Consider the following 21,490-nt stretch of genomic DNA (forward strand, 5'->3'; position numbering starts at 1 on the left):
TCGCGGCGTTCCTGCACACTTGGGAAGGTGCTGCTGACGATCACGAACACCGCGAGGCCCGCCACCGACCTGGGTTTCCTCCTGCACAAGCATCCCGAGCGCGTGCAGGAGTTCCGCCAGTCGTCCGGCACGGCCACGGTGTTCTATCCGGAGGCGGACGAGGAGCGCTGCACGGCGGCGCTGCTGCTGGAGATCGACCCGGTCGCGCTGGCCAGGGCGCGCGGCAAGGGCTCGCCCGACTTCAGCCTGTCGCAGTACGTCAACGACCGCCCCTACGCGGCCTCCTCGCTGCTCGCCGTGGCGCTCGGCGAAGTGTTCCGCACCGCGCGGGCGGGGCGGTGCGCGGCCCGGCCTGAGCTGCCGGGCACGGCGCTGCCGCTGGAGCTGACGCTGCCCGCGCTGCCCTGCCGCGGCGGGCCCGACCTGGCCCGGAGGCTGTTCGAGCCGCTGGGGTGGGAGGTCGAGGCGCGGGTGCTGCCGCTCGACGAGGGCTTCCCCGAGTGGGGCGAGTCCCGTTACGTCCGTCTCGCGCTGCGCGGCACCGTACGCGTCGCCGACGCGCTCAACCACCTGTACGTGCTGCTGCCGGTGCTCGACGACGGCAAGCACTACTGGATCGCCCCCGACGAGGTGGACAAGCTGATCCGGGCGGGGGAGGGCTGGCTGCGCGGGCATCCGGAGCGGGGCCTGATCACCCGCCGCTACCTGGGGCGGCGCTGGTCACTGGCGCGTACGGCGCTGACCCGGCTGGCCGAGCTGGGCGACGATACCGAGGAGCACCTGGAGCCGGCGCTCGCCGAGGACGCCCCGCCCGAGGAGACCGCCGCCGACGAGGCCGCCGCCGCGGAGGCGGCGGCGAGCGAGGCCGCGGAGGCGGGGGCCGCGGAGGCGGGGGCCGCGGAGGCGGGGGCCGCGGAGGCGGGGGCCGGGAAGGCCGGCGAGCCGGGTGCGGGCGGCGGCGAGAAGGCCGGGGAGCCGGAGGTCGCCGGGGAGCCGGAGGTCAAGGTCAGGTCGCTGAGCGTGCGGCGGCGGGAGGCGGTGCTGGGCAAGCTGACCGAGCTGGGCGCGACGAGCGTCATCGACCTGGGCTGCGGCCAGGGGGAGCTGGTCGGCGCGCTGCTGTCGCGTCCGGCGTTCACGCGGGTCGCCGGCATGGACGTCTCCCCGCTGGCCCTCACCATCGCCGCCCGCCGGCTGCGCCTCGACCGCATGCCCGAGGCCAAGCGGGCCCGCCTCACCCTCTTCCAGGGCGCGCTCACCTACACCGACAAGCGCCTGTCCGGCTACGACGCCGCCGTGCTCATGGAGGTGATCGAGCACGTCGACCCGCCCCGCCTGGCGGCGCTGGAGCGCGTCGTGTTCGGCCACGCCCGCCCCCGGCACGTCGTCATCACCACGCCCAACATCGAGTACAACGTCCGCTACGCGTTCCTGACCGGCCTGCGCCACCCCGACCACCGCTTCGAGTGGACCCGCGCCGAGTTCGCCGCCTGGGCCTGCCGGGTGGCGGCCGAGCACGGCTACGCGGTGGCGTTCGAGCCGGTCGGCGACGACGACCCCGAGGTCGGCCCGCCGACCCAGATGGGAGTGTTCACCCGTGATCAGCGTTCCTGAGCTGTCGCTCGTGGTGCTCGTCGGCGTCTCCGGCAGCGGCAAGTCGACGTTCGCGCGCCGGCACTTCAAGCCGACGCAGGTGATCTCCTCCGACTTCTGCCGCGGCCTGGTCGCCGACGACGAGAACGACCAGACGGCCACGCCGGCGGCGTTCGACCTGCTGCACCACATCGTGGGCGTACGGCTGGCCCGCGGGCTGCTCACCGTCGTCGACGCCACCAACGTCCAGCAGGCCGCGCGCGAGAGCCTCGTCGCGCTGGCCAGGAGACATCACGTGCTGGCCGACGCGATCGTCCTGGACGTGCCGGAGCAGGTGGCGATCGAGCGCAACGCCGTCCGCCCCGACCGCGACTTCGGCCCTGGCGTGGTGATCCGCCAGCGCAAGGACCTGCGCCGCTCGATGGGCAGGATCGCCCGCGAGGGGTTCAGGAAGGTGCACGTGCTGCGCGGCCCCGAGGAGATCGACGCGGCGGTCATCGGCTACGAGAAGGCGTGGTCCGACCTCACTCACCTCACCGGGCCGTTCGACGTCATCGGCGACGTGCACGGCTGCCGGGCCGAGCTGGAGACGCTGCTGGCCCGGCTGGGCTGGCAGGGCCTGCGGCATCCCGAGGGCCGTACGGCGGTGTTCGTCGGTGACCTGGTGGACCGCGGCCCGGACACGCCGGGCGTGCTGCGCCTGGTCATGGACATGGTCGAGGCCGGCACCGCGATCTGCGTGGCCGGCAACCACGAGCAGAAGCTGGTGCGCGCGCTCGACGGCCGCAAGGTCAGGATCGCCCACGGCCTGCAGGAGTCGCTGGACCAGCTCGCCGCGCAGCCGCCGGAGTTCGTGGCGCGGGCGAAGACGTTCATGGACGGCCTGCTCAGCCACTACCGGCTGGACGGCGGCCGGCTCGTGGTCGCGCACGCCGGGCTGAAGGAGTCCTACCACGGGCGGGCCTCCAAGCGGGTGCGCGAGTTCGCCCTGTACGGCGAGACGACCGGCGAGACCGACGAGTACGGCCTGCCCGTCCGCCTGCCGTGGGCCGAGGACTACCGCGGCCGTGCCATGGTCGTCTACGGGCACACGCCCACGACGCGGCCCGAGTGGGTCAACAACACGATCTGTCTCGACACCGGCTGCGTCTTCGGCGGCCACCTGACCGCGCTGCGCTACCCGGAGCGGGAAATCGTCCAGGTCCAGGCGGAGAAGATGTGGTACGAGCCGGTCAAGCCGCTCGGCACCGGACTCGGCCGCGACCCCGGCACGCTGGACATCGGCGACGTGATCGGCACCCGGCACGTCGAGACCCGCCACGGCGGCCGGATCAAGATCGACGAGGCGAACGCGGCCGCCGCACTGGAGATCATGAGCCGCTTCGCGGTCGATCCGCGCTGGCTGGTCTACCTGCCGCCGACGATGGCGCCGCCGGAGACCTCCCGTCTCGACGGCTACCTGGAGCACCCGCACGAGGCGTTCGAGGAGCTGGCCGCCGCAGGCGTGCGCGAGGTCGTGTGCGAGGAGAAGCACATGGGCTCGCGGGCGGTGGCGGTCCTGGCGCGGACGCCGGAGGCCGCCGAGGCCCGCTTCGGCGTGCGCGACGGCACGTGCGGCGCGGTCTACACCCGGACCGGGCGGCCGTTCTTCGCCGACACCGGCCCGCTGACCGAGCGGCTGCGGGCGGCCTGCGCGCCGCTGTGGGACGAGCTCGGCTCCGACTGGGTGGTGCTCGACTGCGAGCTGCTGCCCTGGTCGGCCAAGGCGGGCGAGCTGATCAGACGCCAGTACGCCTCGGTGGGCGCGGCCGCCCGCGCGGCCCTGCCGGAGGCGGTCGCGGCCCTGGAAGCGGCGGCCGGGCGCGGACTGGATGTGGGCGAGCTGTTGATCCGCACCCGGCGCCGCTCCTCCAACGCTGCCCTGTTCCGCGAGGCGTATGCGCGCTACTGCTGGCCGGTGGACGGCCTGGAAGGGGTGAAGGTGGCCCCGTTCCAGATCCTGGCCTGCGAGGGACGGGCCACGGCGCTGGAGCCGCACGCCTGGCACCTGGCCACGCTCGGCAAGCTGGACGCGCCGCTGATCGCCCCGACCCGGCACGTGTTCGCCGACCTCGGCTCGCCCGCGTCGCGGGCGGCGGCCACCGAGTGGTGGGAGTCGCTGACGGCGGCCGGCGGCGAGGGCATGGTGGTCAAGCCCGCGGTCCACACGCCGGGCCGGGTGCAGCCGGGGATCAAGGTGCGCGGGCGCGAGTACCTGCGGATCATTTACGGCCCCGACTACACCGAGTCGCTGGACGTGCTGCGCAGGCGCTTCCTCGGCAAGAAGCGCTCGCTCGCCCTCCGCGAGTACGCGCTCGGCCTGGAGGCGCTGACGCGGCTGGCGGACGGCGAGGCGGCCTGGCGGGTGCACGAGCCGGTCTTCGCGGTGCTGGCGCTGGAGTCCGAGCCGGTGGACCCGCGCCTCTAAAGGTTGGGTAAGGGGTCCGATGGGTCCCTGACGTGCGGGTATGCCCCGGTGACGGGGAAAGGACCTGCATGGCCACTCAGCACACGCATCAGGAGCACCTGAGCTACGTCGTGTTCATCACGGCCGCCGCTGCCATCGGCGGGTTCCTGTTCGGCTATGACAGCTCCGTCATCAACGGCGCGGTGGTCGGGATCCAGCGGTACTTCCGGGTGGGGCCGGTGGAGACGGGCATCGTGGTGGCGATCGCGCTGCTGGGCTCCGCCGTCGGCGCCTGGATCGGCGGCGGGCTGGCCGACCGGTGGGGCCGTACCCGGTCGATGCAGGTGGCGGCGCTGCTGTTCGCGGTCAGCTCGATCGGGCAGATGCTGCCGTTCGCCATCTGGGACCTCGCGTTGTGGCGGGTGATCGCGGGTTTCGCCATCGGCATGGCGTCGGTGCTCGGGCCGGCGTACATCGCCGAGGTCGCGCCGCCCGCCTACCGCGGGCGGCTCGGCTCGTTCCAGCAGCTCGCCATCGTGCTCGGCATCGCGGTCTCGCAGCTCGTCAACTACGTGATCGCGCGGCTGGCGGGCGGCGCGGTCAACAACCAGCTCTGGGTGCTGCAGGCGTGGCAGTGGATGCTGGGCGCGTGCGCGGTCCCGGCGCTGCTCTACCTGATGTTCGCGCTGGTCATCCCCGAGTCGCCGCGCTACCTCATCATGGCGGGCAAGGCCCGGCGGGCGCGGGAGGTGCTGGCCGAGGTCGAGGGCGAGGACGTCGACCTCGACGCGCGCATCGCCGAGATCCAGCACGTGGTGCGCACCCAGCGGGTGCCGGGGCTGCGCGACCTGCGCGGGCCCGCGCTCGGGTTGCTGCCGATCGTGTGGGCCGGCATCGTCCTGTCGGCCTTCCAGCAGCTCGTCGGCATCAACGTGATCTTCTACTACTCGTCGGTCCTGTGGCAGTCGGTGGGCATCAACCAGAGCGACTCGCTGCTGATCAGCTTCTCCAGCTCGATCATCAACATCATCGGCACGTTCATCGCGATCTCGCTCGTGGACCGGATCGGGCGGCGGCCGCTGCTGCTGATCGGCTCGGCCGGCATGGCGCTCTCGCTGGCCACGACGGCGTGGGCGTTCAGCGCCCCCCGTGTGAACAGGGGCGGCGTGGCCACGCTGCCCGATCCGCAGGGGCCGATCGCGCTCGTGGCGGCCAACCTGTTCGTGCTGTTCTTCGCCCTGTCCTGGGGTGTGGTGGTCTGGGTGCTGCTGGGGGAGATGTTCCCCAACCGGATCCGGGCCGCCGCGCTCGGCGTCGCCGCCGCGGCGCAGTGGCTGGCCAACTGGGCGGTCACGGTGTCGTTCCCGGCGCTCGCCGCCTGGAACCTGCCGCTCACTTATGCGGCGTACGCGGTCTTCGCGGCGCTGTCGTTCGTCTTCGTGCTCCGGCGGATCAAGGAGACGAAGGGCCGCAAACTGGAGGACATGGGCTAGCCTGTGGCGTGCTCGACGACGTCCTTGGTCCCTCGCTCGACGTGTTGTTCTGCGGCATCAACCCCGGCCTCATGTCCGCCGCCACCGGTCACCACTTCGCCCGGCCCGGCAACCGGTTCTGGCCCGCGCTGCACCTGTCCGGGTTCACGCCCCGGCTGCTCGCGCCCGCCGAGCAGCACCTGCTGCCCGCGTACGGGCTCGGCATCACCAACCTCGCCCCCCGCGCCAGCGCCAAGGCGTCGGAGCTGACGAAGGAGGAGCTGGTCGAGGGCGGGGCCGCGCTGGCGGCGAAGGTGGCCGGGCTGGGGCCGAAGGCGCTCGCGGTGCTGGGCGTGTCGGCCTACCGCACCGCCTTCCTGCGGCCCAAGGCGCGGATCGGGCCGCAGGAGGAGACGGTGGGCGGGGCCAGGGTGTGGGTGCTGCCCAACCCGAGCGGGCTCAACGCCCATTGGACCCTGGCCGGGATCGCGGACGAGATGAGCCGCCTGCGATCCTCACTCGCCCAGTCCTAACGGGCGGCGAAGTCCTGCGTCCAGTAGATGCGGCCCTGGGCGTTCTTGGCGGCGCCGACCCCGATGAGGTTGTAGCGGCAGTTGAGAATGTTGGCCTTGTGCCCGGCGCTGTTCATCCACGACTGCATGACGGAGGCGGGCGAGGACTGGCCGAAGGCGATGTTCTCGGCCCAGGCGGAGCCGCCGGTGAAGCCGGCCGCGCGGATGCGGTCGGTGAAGCTCCTGCCGTCCTTCGAGGTGTGGCTGAAGTAGTTCTGCTTCGCCATGTCGTCGGAGTGGCCGAAGGCCGCCGCGCGTAGTTGGGCGTTGTGCGTCAGGGGGCCGCAGCCGGCCTTGGCGCGCTCGTCGTTGACCAGCCTGACGACCTCGTTCTCCTCAGCGGTGCCCACGGCGCCACCGGTCGGGCCGGTCGTCGGAGAGGTTGAGGGGGTCGGCGTCGCGGTGGGCGAACCGGAGGGGGAGCTCGTGGGCGTCGGGGTGGGGGTGCCCGAGTCCGGGGAGCAGGTGAGCCGGACCGCCCGCGACTTGACCGTGCGGCCGCGGTAGTCGGTGGCGGTCGCGTAGTACGTGCCGGGCCGGCAGTCCATGGCCAGGCTGACGCGGCCGCTCCTGGTGGCGCCGCTCTTGACGACCGGGTCCTTGCCGGGCACGGCCCGCAGGATGCGGACGCGCACCAGGGAGGGGGAGAAACAGCCGCGGCGGGCGGCCGAGGAGACGATCTTCAGGGCGTTCCCGCTGAGCCTGGGCTTGGTGACGGTCACCCGGCAGGCCGCCTGCGATGCGGTCGCGGCCTCGGCCGCGGTGGTCGGCGCGCACAGGGCCGCGACGCTCACCAGGCCGGCAAGGACCCCAAGGGGTCTACGCATAGGGGGGTTCCTCCAGTTGCGATGGACGCTGGATCGCAAGGCATTCTGTCGGGGCAGCAACCTATTTGTCTCCCATTTCGCAACATTTCTGTGATGTCGCAGGTAAACCAAAGCGTCTCCTGGTGCGTCAGAGGTGGCATTCGCCCCCCGGGCGCATGGCGGGGCGCTTCCGCTCCATGCCCGTTCCGGCCGCCCGAAATCCGGTCACCGAACCGGTTAGGTGACCGTTGAGAGCGCTCCCGGCGCTGACGTCTCGAAAATGTCACGGCTCTTGACGGGAGCGACACCAGGAATTTACGTTCGCGGTACTTATCCGGTTCAGCAAACCCCAGCGCTCGTGGCGGGAGCCCGTTCGGCATCGGCCTTGGGAGCGCTCCCACAGGTACGTGCTCGTAGGAACTTTCGCGCCCCCACGCGAAGGAAGGAGAGAAGCGATGCGTAACCGGCCCAGGAAGATCATCCCGCTCCTCGCGGCGGGCCTGCTGCTCGCCGCCACGGCCTGCAGCGGCGGCCCCTCCACCCCGACCGGCCCCGCCCCCAGCCAGGGCCAGAGCCAGGGCGCGCCGGCCGACGCCGACCCGAACCAGCTCCCTCGCGGCGAGACGCTCTACACCACCGGCACCCAGTGGGGCCCGCCGGCCAACTTCAACCCGATCAGGGAGTGGGACTCGGCCGTCGGCACCAAGGGCCTGGTGTACGAGTCGCTGTTCCACTACGACACCACCGCCGCCAAGCTCACCCCCTGGCTGGCGGAGAGCGGCTCGTGGACGGACGACACCACCTACGAGATCAAGCTGCGTCCCGGCGTCAAGTGGTCCGACGGGCAGCCGTTCACGGCCAAGGACGTCGTCTTCTCCTTCGAGCTCGGCAAGATGGAGACGATCCCGTACCACAACCTGTGGAACTGGCTGCAGAAGGCGGAGGCGGTCGACGACCAGACCGCGCGCTTCACCTTCTCCACGGCCAACTACCAGGAGTGGGACTTCATGCTCTACTCGCGCACGATGGTCCCCGAGCACATCTGGAAGGACCGGTCCGAGAAGGAGGTCCTGGACGGGCTCAACGAGAACCCGGTCGGCACGGGCGCGTACAAGTTCCTGAGCAAGGACCAGGACCGCGTGACCCTGCAGCGCCGCGACGACTGGTGGGGCAAGACCGCGCTCAACATGGAGCCCAAGCCCCGCTACATCGTCGACATCGCCACCCCGAGCAACGAGGTCGCGATGGGCCTGCTGCTGCAGAAGGGCCTCGACCTCAGCAACAACTTCCTGCCCGGCGTGGCCAACCTGGTCCAGGGCAACTTCGGGCTGACCACCTTCTACACCGAGCCGCCGTACATGCTGTCGGCCAACACCGCCTGGCTGGTGCCCAACACCACCAAGAAGCCGATGGACGACCCCGCCTTCCGCAAGGCCCTCGCCTCCTCGATCGACGTCAAGAAGATCGTCGAAGGCGTCTACGGCAACCTCGTCAAGGCCGCCAGCCCGACCGGCCTGCTGCCGCAGTGGGACAAGTACGTCGACCAGGACGTGGTCGCGAAGTCGGGCTTCTCCTTCGACGCCGCCAAGGCCAAGAAGCTGCTGGCCGACGCCGGTTACAAGGACGGCGACGGCGACGGGTACGTCGAGAACAAGGACGGCTCCAAGATCAGCCTGTCCCTCATCGTCCCGTCCGGCTGGACCGACTGGATGGAGTCGGCCCGCTCGATCGCCGCCAGCGCCAAGGCCGCCGGCATCCAGATCACCCCCGACTTCCCCGACTTCAACGCCCTGGTGGAGAAGCGCACCAAGGGTGACTTCGACCTGGTGATCAACAACGAGCGGCAGCTGTCGAACTCGCCGTACACGTACTACGAGTACCTGTTCCAGCTGCCGATCCAGAAGCAGCAGAACACGGTGAACTTCGGCCGCTACGAGAACAAGAAGGCCTGGGACCTCGTCCAGCAGCTCGATCAGGTCAAGACCGACGACACCGCCGGCATGCAGAAGATCATCTCCCAGCTCCAGCAGATCCACCTGGACGACCTGCCGGTGATCCCGCTCTGGTACAACGGCCTCTGGGCGCAGTCCAGCACCTCGGTGTGGAAGAACTGGCCGGCCGCGGCCGGGAGCGCGCCGAAGACCCCCGCCGTGATGTGGCGCAACTGGCTGGAGCTGGGCGGGTTCGAGACCCTCACCCAGATCCAGCCCGCCGCCTCCTAGCCGGACCCTCGAAGCCCCCGCTCCCCGGCGCTGGGGAGCGGGGCCCTCACGGAGACAGATCACGTGCGTCGATACTTCGGCAGGAAACTGCTCATCTACGGGCTGACGTTCTTCGTCGCCGTCACGGTCAACTGGATGATCCCGCGCTTCATGCCCGGCGACCCGGTCGCCAGCATGGTCGCGCGGGCCAACGTCACCAAGCCCGAGGCCGTCGAGGCGATGCGGGCCTACTACAACAACCTCTTCGGCCTGGACCAGCCGCTGCTCACGCAGTACGCCAACTTCTGGGGCGCGCTGCTGCGCGGCGACTTCGGCACCAGCATCTGGCTGTTCCCGACCCCGGTGAGCCAGGTGATCGGCGGCGCGGTGCCGTACACGCTGGCGCTGGTCGTCCCGTCGGTGCTGCTGAGCTGGGTCGTCGGCAACCAGTTCGGCGCGTACGCGGCCCGCCGCAAGCTGCTCGACAACACCGTCCTGCCGGTCGGCTACGTGCTGACGGCGATGCCGTACATGTGGCTGGCGGTGCTGCTGGCCTGGTCGCTCGGCGTGATCGCCGGGCTCTTCCCGGTGGCCGGCGGCTACAGCTTCTCCATGCGCCCCAACCTGTCGTGGACGTTCTTCCTCGACCTGCTGCACCACTGGACGCTGCCGTTCCTGTCGCTGTTCCTGGTGGCGCTGGGCGGCTGGGCGATCGGCATGCGCAACATGATCATCTACGAGCTGGAGTCGGACTACTCGACCTACCTGTCGGCGCTCGGCGCGCCCGCCCGGCTCATCCGCAGATATGCCTTCCGCAACGCCGTCCTGCCCCAGATCACCGGTCTCGCCCTGCAGCTCGGCGTGCTCGTGGCCGGCGCGCTGGTCACCGAGATCGTCTTCGCCTACCCGGGCCTCGGCAGCCTCATACTCAAGGCCATCCAGAACAAGGACTTCTTCCTCCTCCAGGGGGCGTTCCTGTTCATCGTGCTCGGCGTGCTGATCGCCAACTTCATCATCGACATCGTCTACGTCGTGGTCGACCCCCGGACCAGGGCGGGAATGGCGGGTGCGCAGGCATGACGACGATCCAGGAAGCCGTGCCGCGCGAGCGGGCCGCGGTCCGGCGCGAGGCCCTCTACTTCGCGGTGCGCAACGGCAAGCTCATGACCGGCCTGACGATCGTCCTGGCGCTGCTCCTGCTGGGCCTGATCGGCCCGCTGTTCGTGGCCGCCGCGCCCAACGAGTACAGCGTCCAGGCGATGAGCCCGCCCACCGGCGAGCACTGGCTCGGCACCACCACCTTCGGCCAGGACATCTTCGCCCAGTTCGTGCACGGCCTGCGCGCCACCTTCGCCGTCGGCGTGGTCGGCGGCGGCATCGCCGCGGTCATCGGGATGGTCGTCGGCTTCGTGGCCGGCTACGTCGGCGGCCTGGTGGACGAGGTGCTCAACATGCTGACCAACATCATCCTGGTCATCCCCAGCCTGGCCGTCCTGCTGATCGTCAACGCCTACCTGGGCATCCGCAGCGTGGCCGTGCAGGGCCTGTTCATCGGGCTGACGCAGTGGCCGTGGGCGGCGCGGGCGATCCGGGCGCAGACGTTCTCGCTGCGCACCCGCGAGTTCGTGGACCTGGCCAGGATGAGCGGGTCCGGCACCGGGCGGATCATCGCCAGGGAGATCGCCCCGAACATGAGCTCCTACCTGTTCATGACGTTCATCCTGCTGTTCGGCGGCTCGGTGCTCATCGCCTCCTCGCTGGACTTCATCGGCCTCGGCCCCACCGAGGGCGTCTCGCTGGGCCTGATGCTGCAGAACGCCAACCAGTGGAGCGCGCTCCAGCTCGGCATGTGGTGGTGGTTCGTGCCGCCGGGCGCCGCCATCACCGCCATCGTCGGCGCCCTGTACGTGGCCAACGTCGGCCTCGACGAGGTCTTCAACCCGAAACTGAGGGAGACATGAGCCTGCAGGTCAGCGAGCTGAGGGTCCACTACAGGACGCTCAGGGGCGACGTGCGCGCGCTCGACGGCATGTCCTTCGAGCTCGGCGACGGCGAGATCCTCGGCCTGGTCGGCGAGTCCGGCTGCGGCAAGAGCACCCTGGGCAAGTCCCTCATCCGCATGGACGGCCGCATGCGGCACGTCGGCGGCCGGGTCGTGCTCGACGGGCGCGAGCTGCCGATCGCCGACGACCGGGCGATGAACGGCTTCCGCTTCAAGGAGGTCTCCCTCATCCCGCAGTACGCGATGAGCGCGCTCAACCCCACCCGCAAGATCCGCAAGATGGTCGGCGAGCTGCTGCGCTCGCGCGGCGTCACGCTCGACGCCGCCGAGCTGGAGCGGCGCATGGACCAGGTCGGGCTGCCGCGCGAGGTGCTCGACCGCTACCCGATCGAGCTGTCCGGCGGCATGAAGCAGCGCATGGTCATGGTCATCTCCACGCTGCTCGACCCGTCGCTGCTCATCGCCGACGAGGTCACCTCCGCGCTCGACGTCTCCACCCAGAAGGCCGTCGCCCGCGCGCTGCTCGGCTTCCGCGACAGCGGCTACGTCACGAGCATGATCTTCGTCACGCACGACATCGCGCTCACCCACCACATCGCCGACACGATCATGGTCATGTACGCGGGCCGCCTCGCCGAGAAGGCCCCCGCCGACGCGCTCGTCAAGACGCCCCGGCATCCGTACACCAGGCTCCTCATCGACTCGCTGCCCGAGGTCGGCGTCCGCTACGCCGATCGGCGGCTGGAGGGCATCGCCGGCAGCCCGCCGTCGCTGCTCGACCCGCCCGCCGGCTGCCGCTTCCGCGCCCGCTGCCCGCTCGCCGGGGACGAGTGCGCCGAGGAGCCGCCCGTGGCCGAGGTCGCGCCCGGCCACCACGTCGCCTGCTGGAAGGCATGATGCTGAGACTCGACCACGTCACCAAGGTGTTCAGGATCGGCGCCTTCGGCGGCCGTACCGTCACCGCCGTCAGGGACGTCAGCTTCGACGTCGCGCCCGGTGAGGTCGTCTCCCTCATCGGGGAGAGCGGCAGCGGCAAGAGCACGCTCGGCCGCCTGATCCTCGGGCTCAGCAGGGCCACCAGCGGCACGATCACCTTCGACGGGCGGCCGGCGCGGGCGGGCAAGGACTACTACCGCGACGTCCAGGGGATCTTCCAGGACCCGTTCAGCTCGTTCAACCCGGTGTTCAAGGCCGACCGGGTGTTCGCGATGATCAAGGAGTCGTACCATCCCGGCGTGCCCGAGGGGGAGTGGGCCGAGCGGGTCCGTACGGCTCTGCGCGACGTGCGGCTCAACCCCGACCAGGTGCTCGGCAAGTTTCCCCACCAGCTCAGCGGCGGCCAGCTCCAGCGCCTGCTCATCGCCCGCGCGCTGCTGCTGGAGATCCGCCTGCTGGTGGCCGACGAGATCACCAGCATGCTGGACGCCTCCACCCGCATCGACGTGCTCAACCTGCTGGCCGAGCTGAAGACGCGCGGCCTCGGCGTGCTCTACATCACGCACGACCTGTCGCTCGGCAACTACCTGGCCGAGCGGACGATCGTGCTGCGCGAGGGCGCGGTGGTGGAGATGGGCCCGACCGGCGAGGTCTTCGGCGACCCGCTCCATGCCTACACGCGCGAGCTGCTGTCGGCGGTGCCGCGCCTGCACGAGGATTGGGCCGACGCCGAGGACGCGGGCACCTGCCTCTACCACGAGCGCGGGGCCTCCGGCGGCCTGCTGGAGGCCGCTCCGGGCCACTTCGTCGCGTGCGCCCGGTCGAAGACCTGTTAAGGAGATGTCCTTGAACCACCGTCCGCTGCACGACGGCTGGACCCTCTCGTCGCGGGACGCCGCGGATCTCATCACCGGGGTCCCGGCCACCGTGCCCGGCTGCGTGCACACCGATCTGCTCGCCGCCGGGCTCATCGACGATCCCTACCTCGACGACAACGAGCGCCGGCTGGCCTGGATCGGCCGCAGGGACTGGACCTACCGCACCACGTTCGCCTGGTCGCCGGACGAGCACGAGCGTACGGACCTCGTCTGCCGTGGGCTCGACACGGTCGCCGAGGTCACGCTCAACGGGGTGCGCGTCGGCGGCACCGCCAACCAGCACCGCTCCTACCGTTTCCCCGTCCGCCACCTGCTGCGCCACGGGGCCAACGAGCTGACGGTCACCTTCCGCTCCGCCTACGCCCACGCCGAGGAGCAGCGGGCGGCGCTCGGGGAGCGGCCCGGCGCCTACGACGAGCCGTACGCGTTCATCCGCAAGATGGCCTGCAACTTCGGCTGGGACTGGGGCCCCACGCTGGTCACCGCCGGCATCTGGCGGCCGATCGGGCTGGAGAGCTGGAGCGGCGCCCGGCTGGCCGAGGTGCGCCCCCTGGCGGGCGCCGACGGGACGGTGCGGGTGCACGTCCGGGTCGAGCGCACCGCCGAGGGACCGCTCACGCTGTCGGCCGAGGTCGCCGGGGTCACCGCCGAGCGGCGCATCGACGGCCGCTCCGCCGTGCTCGCGCTCAAGGTGCCCCGTCCCGACCTGTGGTGGCCGCGCGGCCACGGCGACCAGCCGCTCTACGACCTGACGGTACGGCTCGGCGAGGACGCGTGGCACGGCAGGATCGGCTTCCGCTCGGTGGAGCTGGAACGGGAGGCGTTCCGGTTCAAGGTCAACGGCAGCCCCGTCTACGTCAGGGGCGTCAACTGGATCCCCGACGACTGCTTCCCGTCCCGCGTCACGAGGGAGCGGCTGGCCGAGCGGTTCGGGCAGGCCCTCGACGCCGGCGTCAACCTGCTGCGGGTCTGGGGCGGCGGCCTGTACGAGAGCGACGACTTCTACGACCTCGCCGACGAGCTCGGCCTGATGGTCTGGCAGGACTTCCCGTTCGCCTGCTCCGCCTACCCGGAGGAGGAGCCGTTCCGGTCGGAGGTCGCCGCCGAGGCGCGCGAGAACGTCACCCGCCTGGCCCCCCATCCCAGCCTGGTGCTGTGGTGCGGCAACAACGAGAACCTGGAGGGCCACGCCGACTGGGGCTGGCGCGACCGGCTCCAGGGGCGGAGCTGGGGCGCGGGCTTCTACCACGACCTGCTGCCCGGCATCGTGGCCGAGCTGGACCCGACGCGGCCGTACTGGCCGGGCAGCCCCTACTCGGGCGCGCCCGGCCTGCCGCCGAACGACCCCGCCCGCGGCACCGTCCACATCTGGGACGTCTGGAACCGCGAGGACTACACCCGGTACGCCGCCTACCGGCCGCGCTTCGTCGCCGAGTTCGGCTTCCAGGGGCCGCCGGCGTACGCGACCCTGCGCCGGGCCTCCTCCGACGAGCCGCTGACCCCACGCTCCTCGCACCAGAAGGCCGTGGACGGCCAGGAGAAGCTGCTGCGCGGGCTCGGCGCGCACCTGCCGCGGCCGGGCACGTTCGACGACTGGCACTACCTGACCCAGCTCAACCAGGCGCGGGCGGTGGCGTTCGGCGTGGAGCGCTTCCGCGCGCTCATGCCGCACACCATGGGGACGATCGTCTGGCAGCTCAACGACTGCTGGCCGGTGACGTCGTGGGCGGCGGTGGACGGTGACGGGCGGCGCAAGCCGCTCTGGCACGCGCTGCGCCGCGCCTACGCCGACCGGCTGATCACGATGCTGGACGGCGAGCTGGCCGTGGTCAACGACGCCCCACAGGCGTGGTCGGGCGAGCTGGAGCTGGTCCGGCGCCGGTTGACCGGCGAGCCGCTGGCCAAGGAGGTCGTCGCCGTGCACGTGGCGCCGCGCGCGGTGACCCGGGTGGCGCTGCCGCCGCCGGTGGCCGCCGCCGACGACCCGGCGCGCGAGCTGCTGTCGGCCCGGCTCGGCTCGGTCCGCCTGGTCCGTTTCTACGCCGAGGATCCGGCCGTCGCCTTCCCCCCGGCGGACTGGGACGCCGAGGCCGCGCCCGCGCAGGACGGCTACCGGGTGACCGTCACCGCCCGCACCGTGCTGCGCGAGCTGGCGCTCTTCCCCGACCGGCTGGACCCGGCCGCTGGCGTGGACGACCAGCTCGTCACCCTGCTGCCCGGCGAGAGCGCGGTCTTCCACGTCACCACGGTGAAGGAGCTGGACGCCGCCGCGCTGACCGGCTTCCCGGTGCTGCGGTGCGTCAACGAGCCGGGCGGCGCGCTGTTCAGACCCTGAACTCCTCGGTGCGGTGCCCGTAGCCGGGCACCGCGGCCCGCATCGCGTCGGTGACGGCGGGCGGCGGCAGCGGCGCGATCTCGCGCTCGTGGAAGGCGAGCACGTCCTCGCCGACGGCGTAGAGCTCGCGCACCGCCGCCAGGCAGGGGCCCACGACGCGGGCGTCGGTGATCCGGCGGCCGCCGCGGCAGCCGCCGTACTCGTCGTAGAGCACCTCGTACATGAGGGACGGGCCGAAGACGACCAGCTCGGGCAGCGGGTCGAGGTGCGCGACCCGCGCGGCCGGCAGCACCCTGCACGGCGATCCCGCGCGGGCCCGGACGGCCAGCACGTGCATCTCCCACTGCAGGTACGCCGTGACGGGGAACTCCGTCACCCGCACCCGCCGGACCGGCACCCGGCTCGTGAAGTAGCGGCGCAGCGGGCCCGCCATCTCCGCCACCAGCGCGAGGGAGCCCGCCCAGTCGCCGTCCATCATGGCCCGCCAGCTCGCGACGTCCGGCTCGTAGAAGGTCTGCGCCCGCTCCAGCTTCCACATCGGCTCGGCGGTCACGGCGTGGTCGCGGTCGAAGGCGGCGTGGTAGCCCTCCGCGTCGAGGACGAGGGCGTCGGCGTGCGCCACGGCGGCGAACGGGTTGCCCGCGCGATCCTGGGCCGGATCATGGCCCGGGTGGTCGACCGTGTGCGACGCGCCGTGCTCGGTCATGCGGCTCCCTTCGCCGGCTGGAAAACCCGCCCAGATCATCAATGGCGTCCCTGACAGGGTCAAGGCCCAAAAACGATCCGCGCGGGCTCGCTCAGCCGCGGTGGTGCATGCGCCGGCGGACCAGGCTGAAGAGCATGACCATCAGCCACACGCCGAACAGCACCTTGAAGACGCCGAAGCCGCCCACCGCGAGACCGATGATCATGATCACGAACAGCAGCCCGACGAACGGGTGCGGTCCGTGGTGCCGGTGGCGACGCGCCAGGCCGTGCTTCCACTGGTGGCGCATCTCCCTGCGGGCCTGGCGCATGTCGTGGTGCATCTGGTGCAGCTGGTGGCGATGGGCGCGCATCGCCTCGTGCCAGTCGCCGCCCAGGCCGGGAAGCGGAGGAGGCTCCAGGAATTCCGGCACCCGGTGGCGGGTCGCGGGCTGGGGGCCGGGGAGGTCGGCCGTGACCCGGGCGAGGTCACGGGCGGTCTTGGCGGTCAGCGCGTGGTCCAGCCGCTCGTCGAGTTCCTCGCGGGTCAGGCGGCCCTCGGCGAAGTGCTCGCGCAGGGCGGCCATCGTCTGCTCGCGCTCGGCGTCGCCGATGCGGAGGTCGTTCGGGTCCATGCCTGGCTCCTCGCTCCGTTGGCCTCGCAGGGTCACTCGTCGCCCGGGTCGCCGTCGGCCAAGATCTGGTAGAGCTTGCGCCGGGTCTCCACCAAAGTCTTACGCGCTTCGCGGATTTGTGCGTCGTTCCCGGTCTGGAGAATCTGCATCATCGCGAAGGCCGACTGGCGGCCGATCTGCCACAGCTCGGTGACGTTGTCGTCGACGTCGGGGCGCATCTCGTCCCACGGCGTGCGGACCTCGTCGGGGTGCGCCTCGATGTAGGCGCGGCCCTCGTCGGTGAGACGGAAGCTCTTGCGGCCCTCGTTCTCCTCGGAGATCACCAGGCCCTCGTCGGTGAGCTGCTGGAGCGCCGGGTAGACGGCGCCGGGGCTGGGCTTCCAGCCGCCCTCGCTGCGCTCGGCGATCTCCTGGATGATCTGGTAGCCGTTGCGCGGCTCCTCGGCGAGCAGGGCCAGGATGGCGGCGCGGACGTCGCCGCGCTTGGCCTTGCGGCCCCGGCCGCCCCAGCCGTGGTGGCCGCCGAACGGCCCGCCGGGCCCGAACGGTCCTCCGCCCCCGAACGGACCCCCCAGGCCGAAAGGCCCACCGGGTCCGAACGGCCCGCCGGGCCCGCCTCTCCTGCCGCGCTCCCTGTGCTCGTGCCGGTGCTCGTGCCTGTGGTGCCGGTGGCCGCCCATCTCCTCGAAGGCGTCGGCCATGGCCCTGAACGCCTCGCGGGCGGCTCGCTTGTACTCGTGCGCGCCGGGCCAGGGGCCGGACGCTGCCTGTGCGGAACTCATAGGTTTCCCCCTATATCGTGATTCTTTCTCGATGCATCAACGATATATCGCTACTGTGTCGCCAGCAAGCCCCAGTCCGAAGTGAGCCAGATCACGAAAAAGTTGCGGAATCGGGGAACAGGATCGGGGATGAAGCCGTTGAACAGAGCAGACGAGGTCGTTCCGCGTCGGCAGGGCTGGGGGGTGCTGTCGCCGTGGAGACGACCTCGTCTGCGTTTTCATGGCCCGCGCTCCGCGCGGGCTGGCTCGGTCGCTCAGACCCGTCGCAACCCCCGAACGCGCAGCGTCCTCAATCCCGAACGCGCGCAGCGCCCGCAATCCCCAACGCGCAGCGTGGGAAGTTTCCGGAACACGGCGACCGAGCCGCCCGCGCGGAGCGCGGGCCATTAAACGCGGGTACAGTCCCGATCATGATGGGGCACACGCACGCGATGACCGGGGCCATCGCCTGGCTGGGGCTGGCGCCGCCACTGGCCGCCCTGCCGCTGCTGAGCGAATCCTCCCGCTTCATCGAGACCGGCATCATGGCCGGCGCGCTCGGTCCGGCCGAGCTGATCGCCGGAGCCATCATCTGCGCGGGCGCGGCGATGCTGCCCGACCTCGACCATCCCAGCGCGACGATCGCCCAGACCTTCGGCCCGGTCACCTGGTTACTGAGCAAGGGCGTGTCCTGGCTCGCCGGCGGCCACCGGGGGGCGACCCATTCGCTGGCCTTCGCGGTCGCGCTCGGGTTAGGCACGCACTGGCTGGCCAACACCTATCCCATCGGCCGCGACATCATGGTCGTGCTGCTCATCGGCCTGGCGCTGCGCGCGATCGGCGTCGGCATCCCGGGCAACAAGCTGGGCTCGGCGATGGTCAACATCGGCATGACCGCCGGTCTCTACGCCGTCTTCCTCTCCCTCGGCGTGGGCTACGCCTGGCTCGGCCTGGCGGTCGGCGTCGGCTGCCTGATCCACGTCGTCGGCGACTGCATGACCGAACGCGGCTGCCCGGTGTTATGGCCGCTCGGGGTGAAGTTCGTGCTGCCGTGGAAGATCGGTATCAAGACCGGCAAGAAGTTCGAGCAGAAGATCCTGGCCCCGCTCCTGTCGGTGGCGATCATCGGCCTGCTCTTCTGGCGCCTCGCGCCGGTTTAACTTGATGTCGAGATACCCTAGTAATATCTTGACGTCGAGACATCCGCTGCGGCCGTGGAGTTAGGCGTACCTAACGTACGAGTGGTTCCGGCTGTGCGGCAGGATTTGAGTGAACACCGGTCTGATGAGGAGGCGAATCACCGTGTCCGCGAACAGCTTCGGCGCCCGTGACACGCTGCGCGTCGGCGACGCGTCATATGAGATTTTCCGGCTGGATGCCGTCGAGGGCGCCGCACGCCTCCCGTACAGCCTGAAGATTCTCCTGGAGAACCTCCTGCGCACGGAGGACGGCGCGAACATCACCGCCGACCACATCCGCGCGCTGGGCTCCTGGGACCCCAACGCCGCGCCCAGTGTCGAGATCCAGTTCACCCCGGCGCGCGTCATCATGCAGGACTTCACCGGCGTGCCGTGTGTCGTCGACCTCGCCACCATGCGCGAGGCCGTCCGCGACCTCGGCGGCGACCCGGCGCGCATCAACCCGCTCGCCCCGGCCGAGATGGTCATCGACCACTCCGTGATCGTCGACTACTTCGGCCACCCCGACGCCTTCCAGCGCAACGTCGAGCGCGAGTACGAGCGCAACCGCGAGCGCTACCAGTTCCTGCGCTGGGGCCAGACCGCCTTCGACGAGTTCAAGGTCGTCCCGCCCGGCACCGGCATCGTCCACCAGGTCAACATCGAGCACCTGGCCAGGGTCGTCATGATCCGCGACGGCAAGGCCTACCCCGACACCTGCGTCGGCACCGACTCCCACACCACGATGGAGAACGGCATCGGCGTGCTCGGCTGGGGCGTCGGCGGCATCGAGGCCGAGGCCGCGATGCTCGGCCAGCCGATCTCCATGCTCATCCCGCGCGTGGTCGGCTTCAAGCTCAACGGCAAGCTGCCCGCCGGCGCCACCGCCACCGACCTGGTGCTGACCATCACCGAGATGCTGCGCAAGCACGGCGTGGTCGGCAAGTTCGTCGAGTTCTACGGCGAGGGCGTCTCCTCGGTGCCGCTGGCCGACCGGGCCACCATCGGCAACATGAGCCCCGAGTTCGGCTCCACCTGCGCGATCTTCCCGATCGACGGCCAGACCGTCGACTACCTGCGCCTGACCGGCCGCACCGAGGAGCAGATCGCCCTCGTCGAGACCTACGCCAAGACCCAGGGCCTGTGGCTCGACCCGTCGGCGCCCGAGCCGGCGTTCTCCGAGTACATCGAGCTCGACCTCGGCACGGTCGTCCCGTCCATCGCCGGGCCCAAGCGCCCGCAGGACCGCATCGCGCTGTCCAACGCCAAGGACGCCTGGCGCCGCGACGTCGAGAACTACGTGAGCGACGGCGTGGACGAGGCCGTCGAGGAGAGCTTCCCGGCCTCCGACGCGCCCGCCTCCAACGCCACCGCCAACGGCGGCCGGCCGCACAAGCCGGTGCCCGTCACGCTGGCCGACGGCACGTCGTTCGAGATCGACCACGGCATCGTCTCGATCGCCGCGATCACCTCGTGCACCAACACCTCCAACCCGTACGTCATGCTCGGCGCGGCCCTGCTCGCCCGCAACGCCGTCGACAAGGGCCTGACCCGCAAGCCGTGGGTCAAGACCTCGCTCGCGCCCGGCTCCCAGGTCGTCACCGGCTACTTCGAGCGCTCGGGCCTCCAGCCCTACCTCGACAAGATCGGCTTCAACCTGGTCGGCTACGGCTGCACCACCTGCATCGGCAACTCGGGCCCGCTGCTGCCGGAGATCTCCGAGGCCATCCAGGCCAACGACCTCGCGGTCACCGCCGTGCTGTCCGGCAACCGCAACTTCGAGGGCCGGATCAACCCCGACGTCAAGATGAACTACCTGGCCTCGCCGCCGCTCGTGGTGGCGTACGCGCTGGCCGGCACCATGGACGTCGACCTCGACACCGAGCCGCTCGGCGTCGGCAGCGACGGGCAGCCGGTCTACCTGCGCGACATCTGGCCCTCCCCGGAGGAGGTCGCCGAGGTCGTCCACTCCTCGATCGGCCGCGAGATGTTCGAGCGCGACTACGCCGACGTCTTCAAGGGCGACGACCACTGGCGCTCGCTGCCGATCCCGACCGGCGACACCTTCGAGTGGGACCCCGACTCCACCTACGTCCGCAAGGCCCCCTACTTCGACGGCATGCCGTCGAAGCCGGAGCCCGTGACCGACATCAGCGGCGCCCGCGTCCTGGTCAAGGTCGGAGACTCGGTCACCACCGACCACATCTCGCCGGCCGGCTCCATCAAGGTCGGCACCCCGGCCGCGCAATACCTGCAGGCCAACGGGGTCGAGGTCAAGGACTTCAACTCCTACGGCTCGCGGCGCGGCAACCACGAGGTGATGATCCGCGGCACGTTCGCCAACATCCGCCTGCGCAACCAGATCGCGCCGGGCACCGAGGGCGGCTACACCCGCGACTTCACCCAGCCCGACGGCCCGGTGTCGTTCATCTACGACGCCTCGGTCAACTACGCCGCCGCGGGCACGCCGCTGGTGGTGCTGGCCGGCAAGGAATACGGCTCCGGCTCCTCGCGCGACTGGGCGGCCAAGGGCACGGCGCTCCTGGGCGTGCGCGCGGTCATCGCCGAGTCCTACGAGCGCATCCACCGCTCCAACCTCATCGGCATGGGCGTGCTGCCGCTGCAGTTCCCGGAGGGCGCCACGGCGGCGTCGCTGGGCCTGACCGGCGAGGAGACGTTCGACATCACCGGCGTCGAGGAGCTCAACAAGGGCGGCATCCCGCAGACCGTGCACGTCAGGGCCACGGCGTCGTCCGCGCACGGAGCCGGCGTCGAGTTCGACGCCGTCGTGCGCATCGACACGCCGGGCGAGGCCGACTACTACCGGCACGGTGGCATCATGCAGTACGTCCTGCGCTCGCTGCTGGCCAAGTGATCTTCCTGGTCGCCGCCCGGTCATGAGCCGGGCGGGGGCCGGGGGTTGGGGCGTGATCCTCACGCGCCCCGCATCGGGGGAACCACCCGAACCGACAAGGCCGTCCGGCGGAACAC

Annotated in this window: 16 protein-coding genes; 12 read left to right on the plus strand and 4 right to left on the minus strand. The window is 71.0% G+C overall.

The window, feature by feature from the left end; translation table 11 throughout:
• Window positions 1–27: 27 nt before the first annotated feature.
• From SMD20_RS00890 to mug, 4 genes are all read left to right on the plus strand, one after another.
• Complete coding sequence (locus SMD20_RS00890; protein ID WP_329573844.1) at window positions 28–1,614, plus strand: 3' terminal RNA ribose 2'-O-methyltransferase Hen1; 1,587 nt, start codon at window positions 28–30, stop codon at window positions 1,612–1,614.
• Window positions 1,598–4,060 (plus strand): polynucleotide kinase-phosphatase, encoded by a 2,463-nt coding sequence (locus tag SMD20_RS00895; protein WP_329573845.1) that lies wholly within the window; start codon window positions 1,598–1,600, stop codon window positions 4,058–4,060. Before SMD20_RS00890 ends, SMD20_RS00895 begins: the two co-directional genes overlap by 17 nt.
• A 68-nt stretch (window positions 4,061–4,128) precedes the next feature.
• On the plus strand, window positions 4,129–5,532 hold the full coding sequence (locus SMD20_RS00900; protein WP_329573847.1) for a sugar porter family MFS transporter: 1,404 nt from the start codon (window positions 4,129–4,131) through the stop codon (window positions 5,530–5,532).
• 8 nt (window positions 5,533–5,540) lie between these two features.
• A complete protein-coding gene (mug, locus tag SMD20_RS00905) occupies window positions 5,541–6,044 on the plus strand; it encodes a G/U mismatch-specific DNA glycosylase (RefSeq protein ID WP_329573849.1) in 504 nt (167 codons plus the stop codon).
• Here mug and SMD20_RS00910 read toward each other — a convergent pair.
• A complete protein-coding gene (locus SMD20_RS00910; protein ID WP_329573851.1) occupies window positions 6,041–6,910 on the minus strand; it encodes a CAP domain-containing protein in 870 nt (289 codons plus the stop codon). The genes mug and SMD20_RS00910 overlap by 4 nt on opposite strands.
• 434 nt (window positions 6,911–7,344) lie before the next feature.
• Here SMD20_RS00910 and SMD20_RS00915 point away from each other — a divergent pair, with 434 nt between their 5' ends.
• The 6 genes from SMD20_RS00915 (at window position 7,345) to SMD20_RS00940 (ending at window position 15,241) form a co-directional block, all read left to right on the plus strand.
• Window positions 7,345–9,111 carry an ABC transporter substrate-binding protein gene (locus tag SMD20_RS00915; protein ID WP_329573853.1) on the plus strand — a complete coding sequence of 589 codons (1,767 nt, stop codon included), beginning with the start codon at window positions 7,345–7,347 and terminating at the stop codon, window positions 9,109–9,111.
• Between the two features lie 63 nt (window positions 9,112–9,174).
• Window positions 9,175–10,170 (plus strand): ABC transporter permease, encoded by a 996-nt coding sequence (locus SMD20_RS00920; protein WP_329573855.1) that lies wholly within the window; start codon window positions 9,175–9,177, stop codon window positions 10,168–10,170.
• Complete coding sequence (locus tag SMD20_RS00925; RefSeq protein WP_329573857.1) at window positions 10,167–11,051, plus strand: ABC transporter permease; 885 nt, start codon at window positions 10,167–10,169, stop codon at window positions 11,049–11,051. Before SMD20_RS00920 ends, SMD20_RS00925 begins: the two co-directional genes overlap by 4 nt.
• Complete coding sequence (locus tag SMD20_RS00930; protein ID WP_329573859.1) at window positions 11,048–11,989, plus strand: ABC transporter ATP-binding protein; 942 nt, start codon at window positions 11,048–11,050, stop codon at window positions 11,987–11,989. The genes SMD20_RS00925 and SMD20_RS00930 overlap by 4 nt, the downstream gene beginning before the upstream one ends.
• Window positions 11,989–12,864: an ABC transporter ATP-binding protein gene (locus SMD20_RS00935; protein WP_329592376.1), complete on the plus strand. Its 876-nt coding sequence runs from the start codon at window positions 11,989–11,991 to the stop codon at window positions 12,862–12,864. Before SMD20_RS00930 ends, SMD20_RS00935 begins: the two co-directional genes overlap by 1 nt.
• A 4-nt stretch (window positions 12,865–12,868) precedes the next feature.
• Complete coding sequence (locus SMD20_RS00940; protein WP_329573861.1) at window positions 12,869–15,241, plus strand: glycosyl hydrolase 2 galactose-binding domain-containing protein; 2,373 nt, start codon at window positions 12,869–12,871, stop codon at window positions 15,239–15,241.
• On the opposite strand, the gene SMD20_RS00945 is transcribed toward SMD20_RS00940, so the two are convergent.
• The 3 genes from SMD20_RS00945 to SMD20_RS00955 form a co-directional block, all read right to left on the minus strand.
• Window positions 15,231–15,947 (minus strand): DUF6879 family protein, encoded by a 717-nt coding sequence (locus SMD20_RS00945; protein ID WP_329573863.1) that lies wholly within the window; start codon window positions 15,945–15,947, stop codon window positions 15,231–15,233. The genes SMD20_RS00940 and SMD20_RS00945 overlap by 11 nt on opposite strands.
• A 91-nt stretch (window positions 15,948–16,038) precedes the next feature.
• On the minus strand, window positions 16,039–16,560 hold the full coding sequence (locus SMD20_RS00950; RefSeq protein WP_329573865.1) for a DUF1707 SHOCT-like domain-containing protein: 522 nt from the start codon (window positions 16,558–16,560) through the stop codon (window positions 16,039–16,041).
• A 32-nt stretch (window positions 16,561–16,592) separates the two neighbouring features.
• Entirely contained in the window at window positions 16,593–17,342 is a 750-nt protein-coding gene (locus SMD20_RS00955) for a PadR family transcriptional regulator (RefSeq protein WP_329573868.1), read from the minus strand.
• Between the two features lie 410 nt (window positions 17,343–17,752).
• Between SMD20_RS00955 and SMD20_RS00960 the strand changes: the two genes are divergently transcribed.
• Window positions 17,753–18,481, plus strand: a complete 729-nt coding sequence (locus SMD20_RS00960; protein ID WP_329573870.1) for a metal-dependent hydrolase — start codon at window positions 17,753–17,755, stop codon at window positions 18,479–18,481.
• Between the two features lie 136 nt (window positions 18,482–18,617).
• A complete protein-coding gene (gene acnA / locus SMD20_RS00965) occupies window positions 18,618–21,374 on the plus strand; it encodes an aconitate hydratase AcnA (protein WP_442942580.1) in 2,757 nt (918 codons plus the stop codon).
• Window positions 21,375–21,490 lie beyond the last annotated feature (116 nt).

The organism is Nonomuraea sp. LP-02 (assembly GCF_036289125.1).
In the GTDB taxonomy this organism is placed as follows: Bacteria; Actinomycetota; Actinomycetes; order Streptosporangiales; family Streptosporangiaceae; genus Nonomuraea; species Nonomuraea bangladeshensis.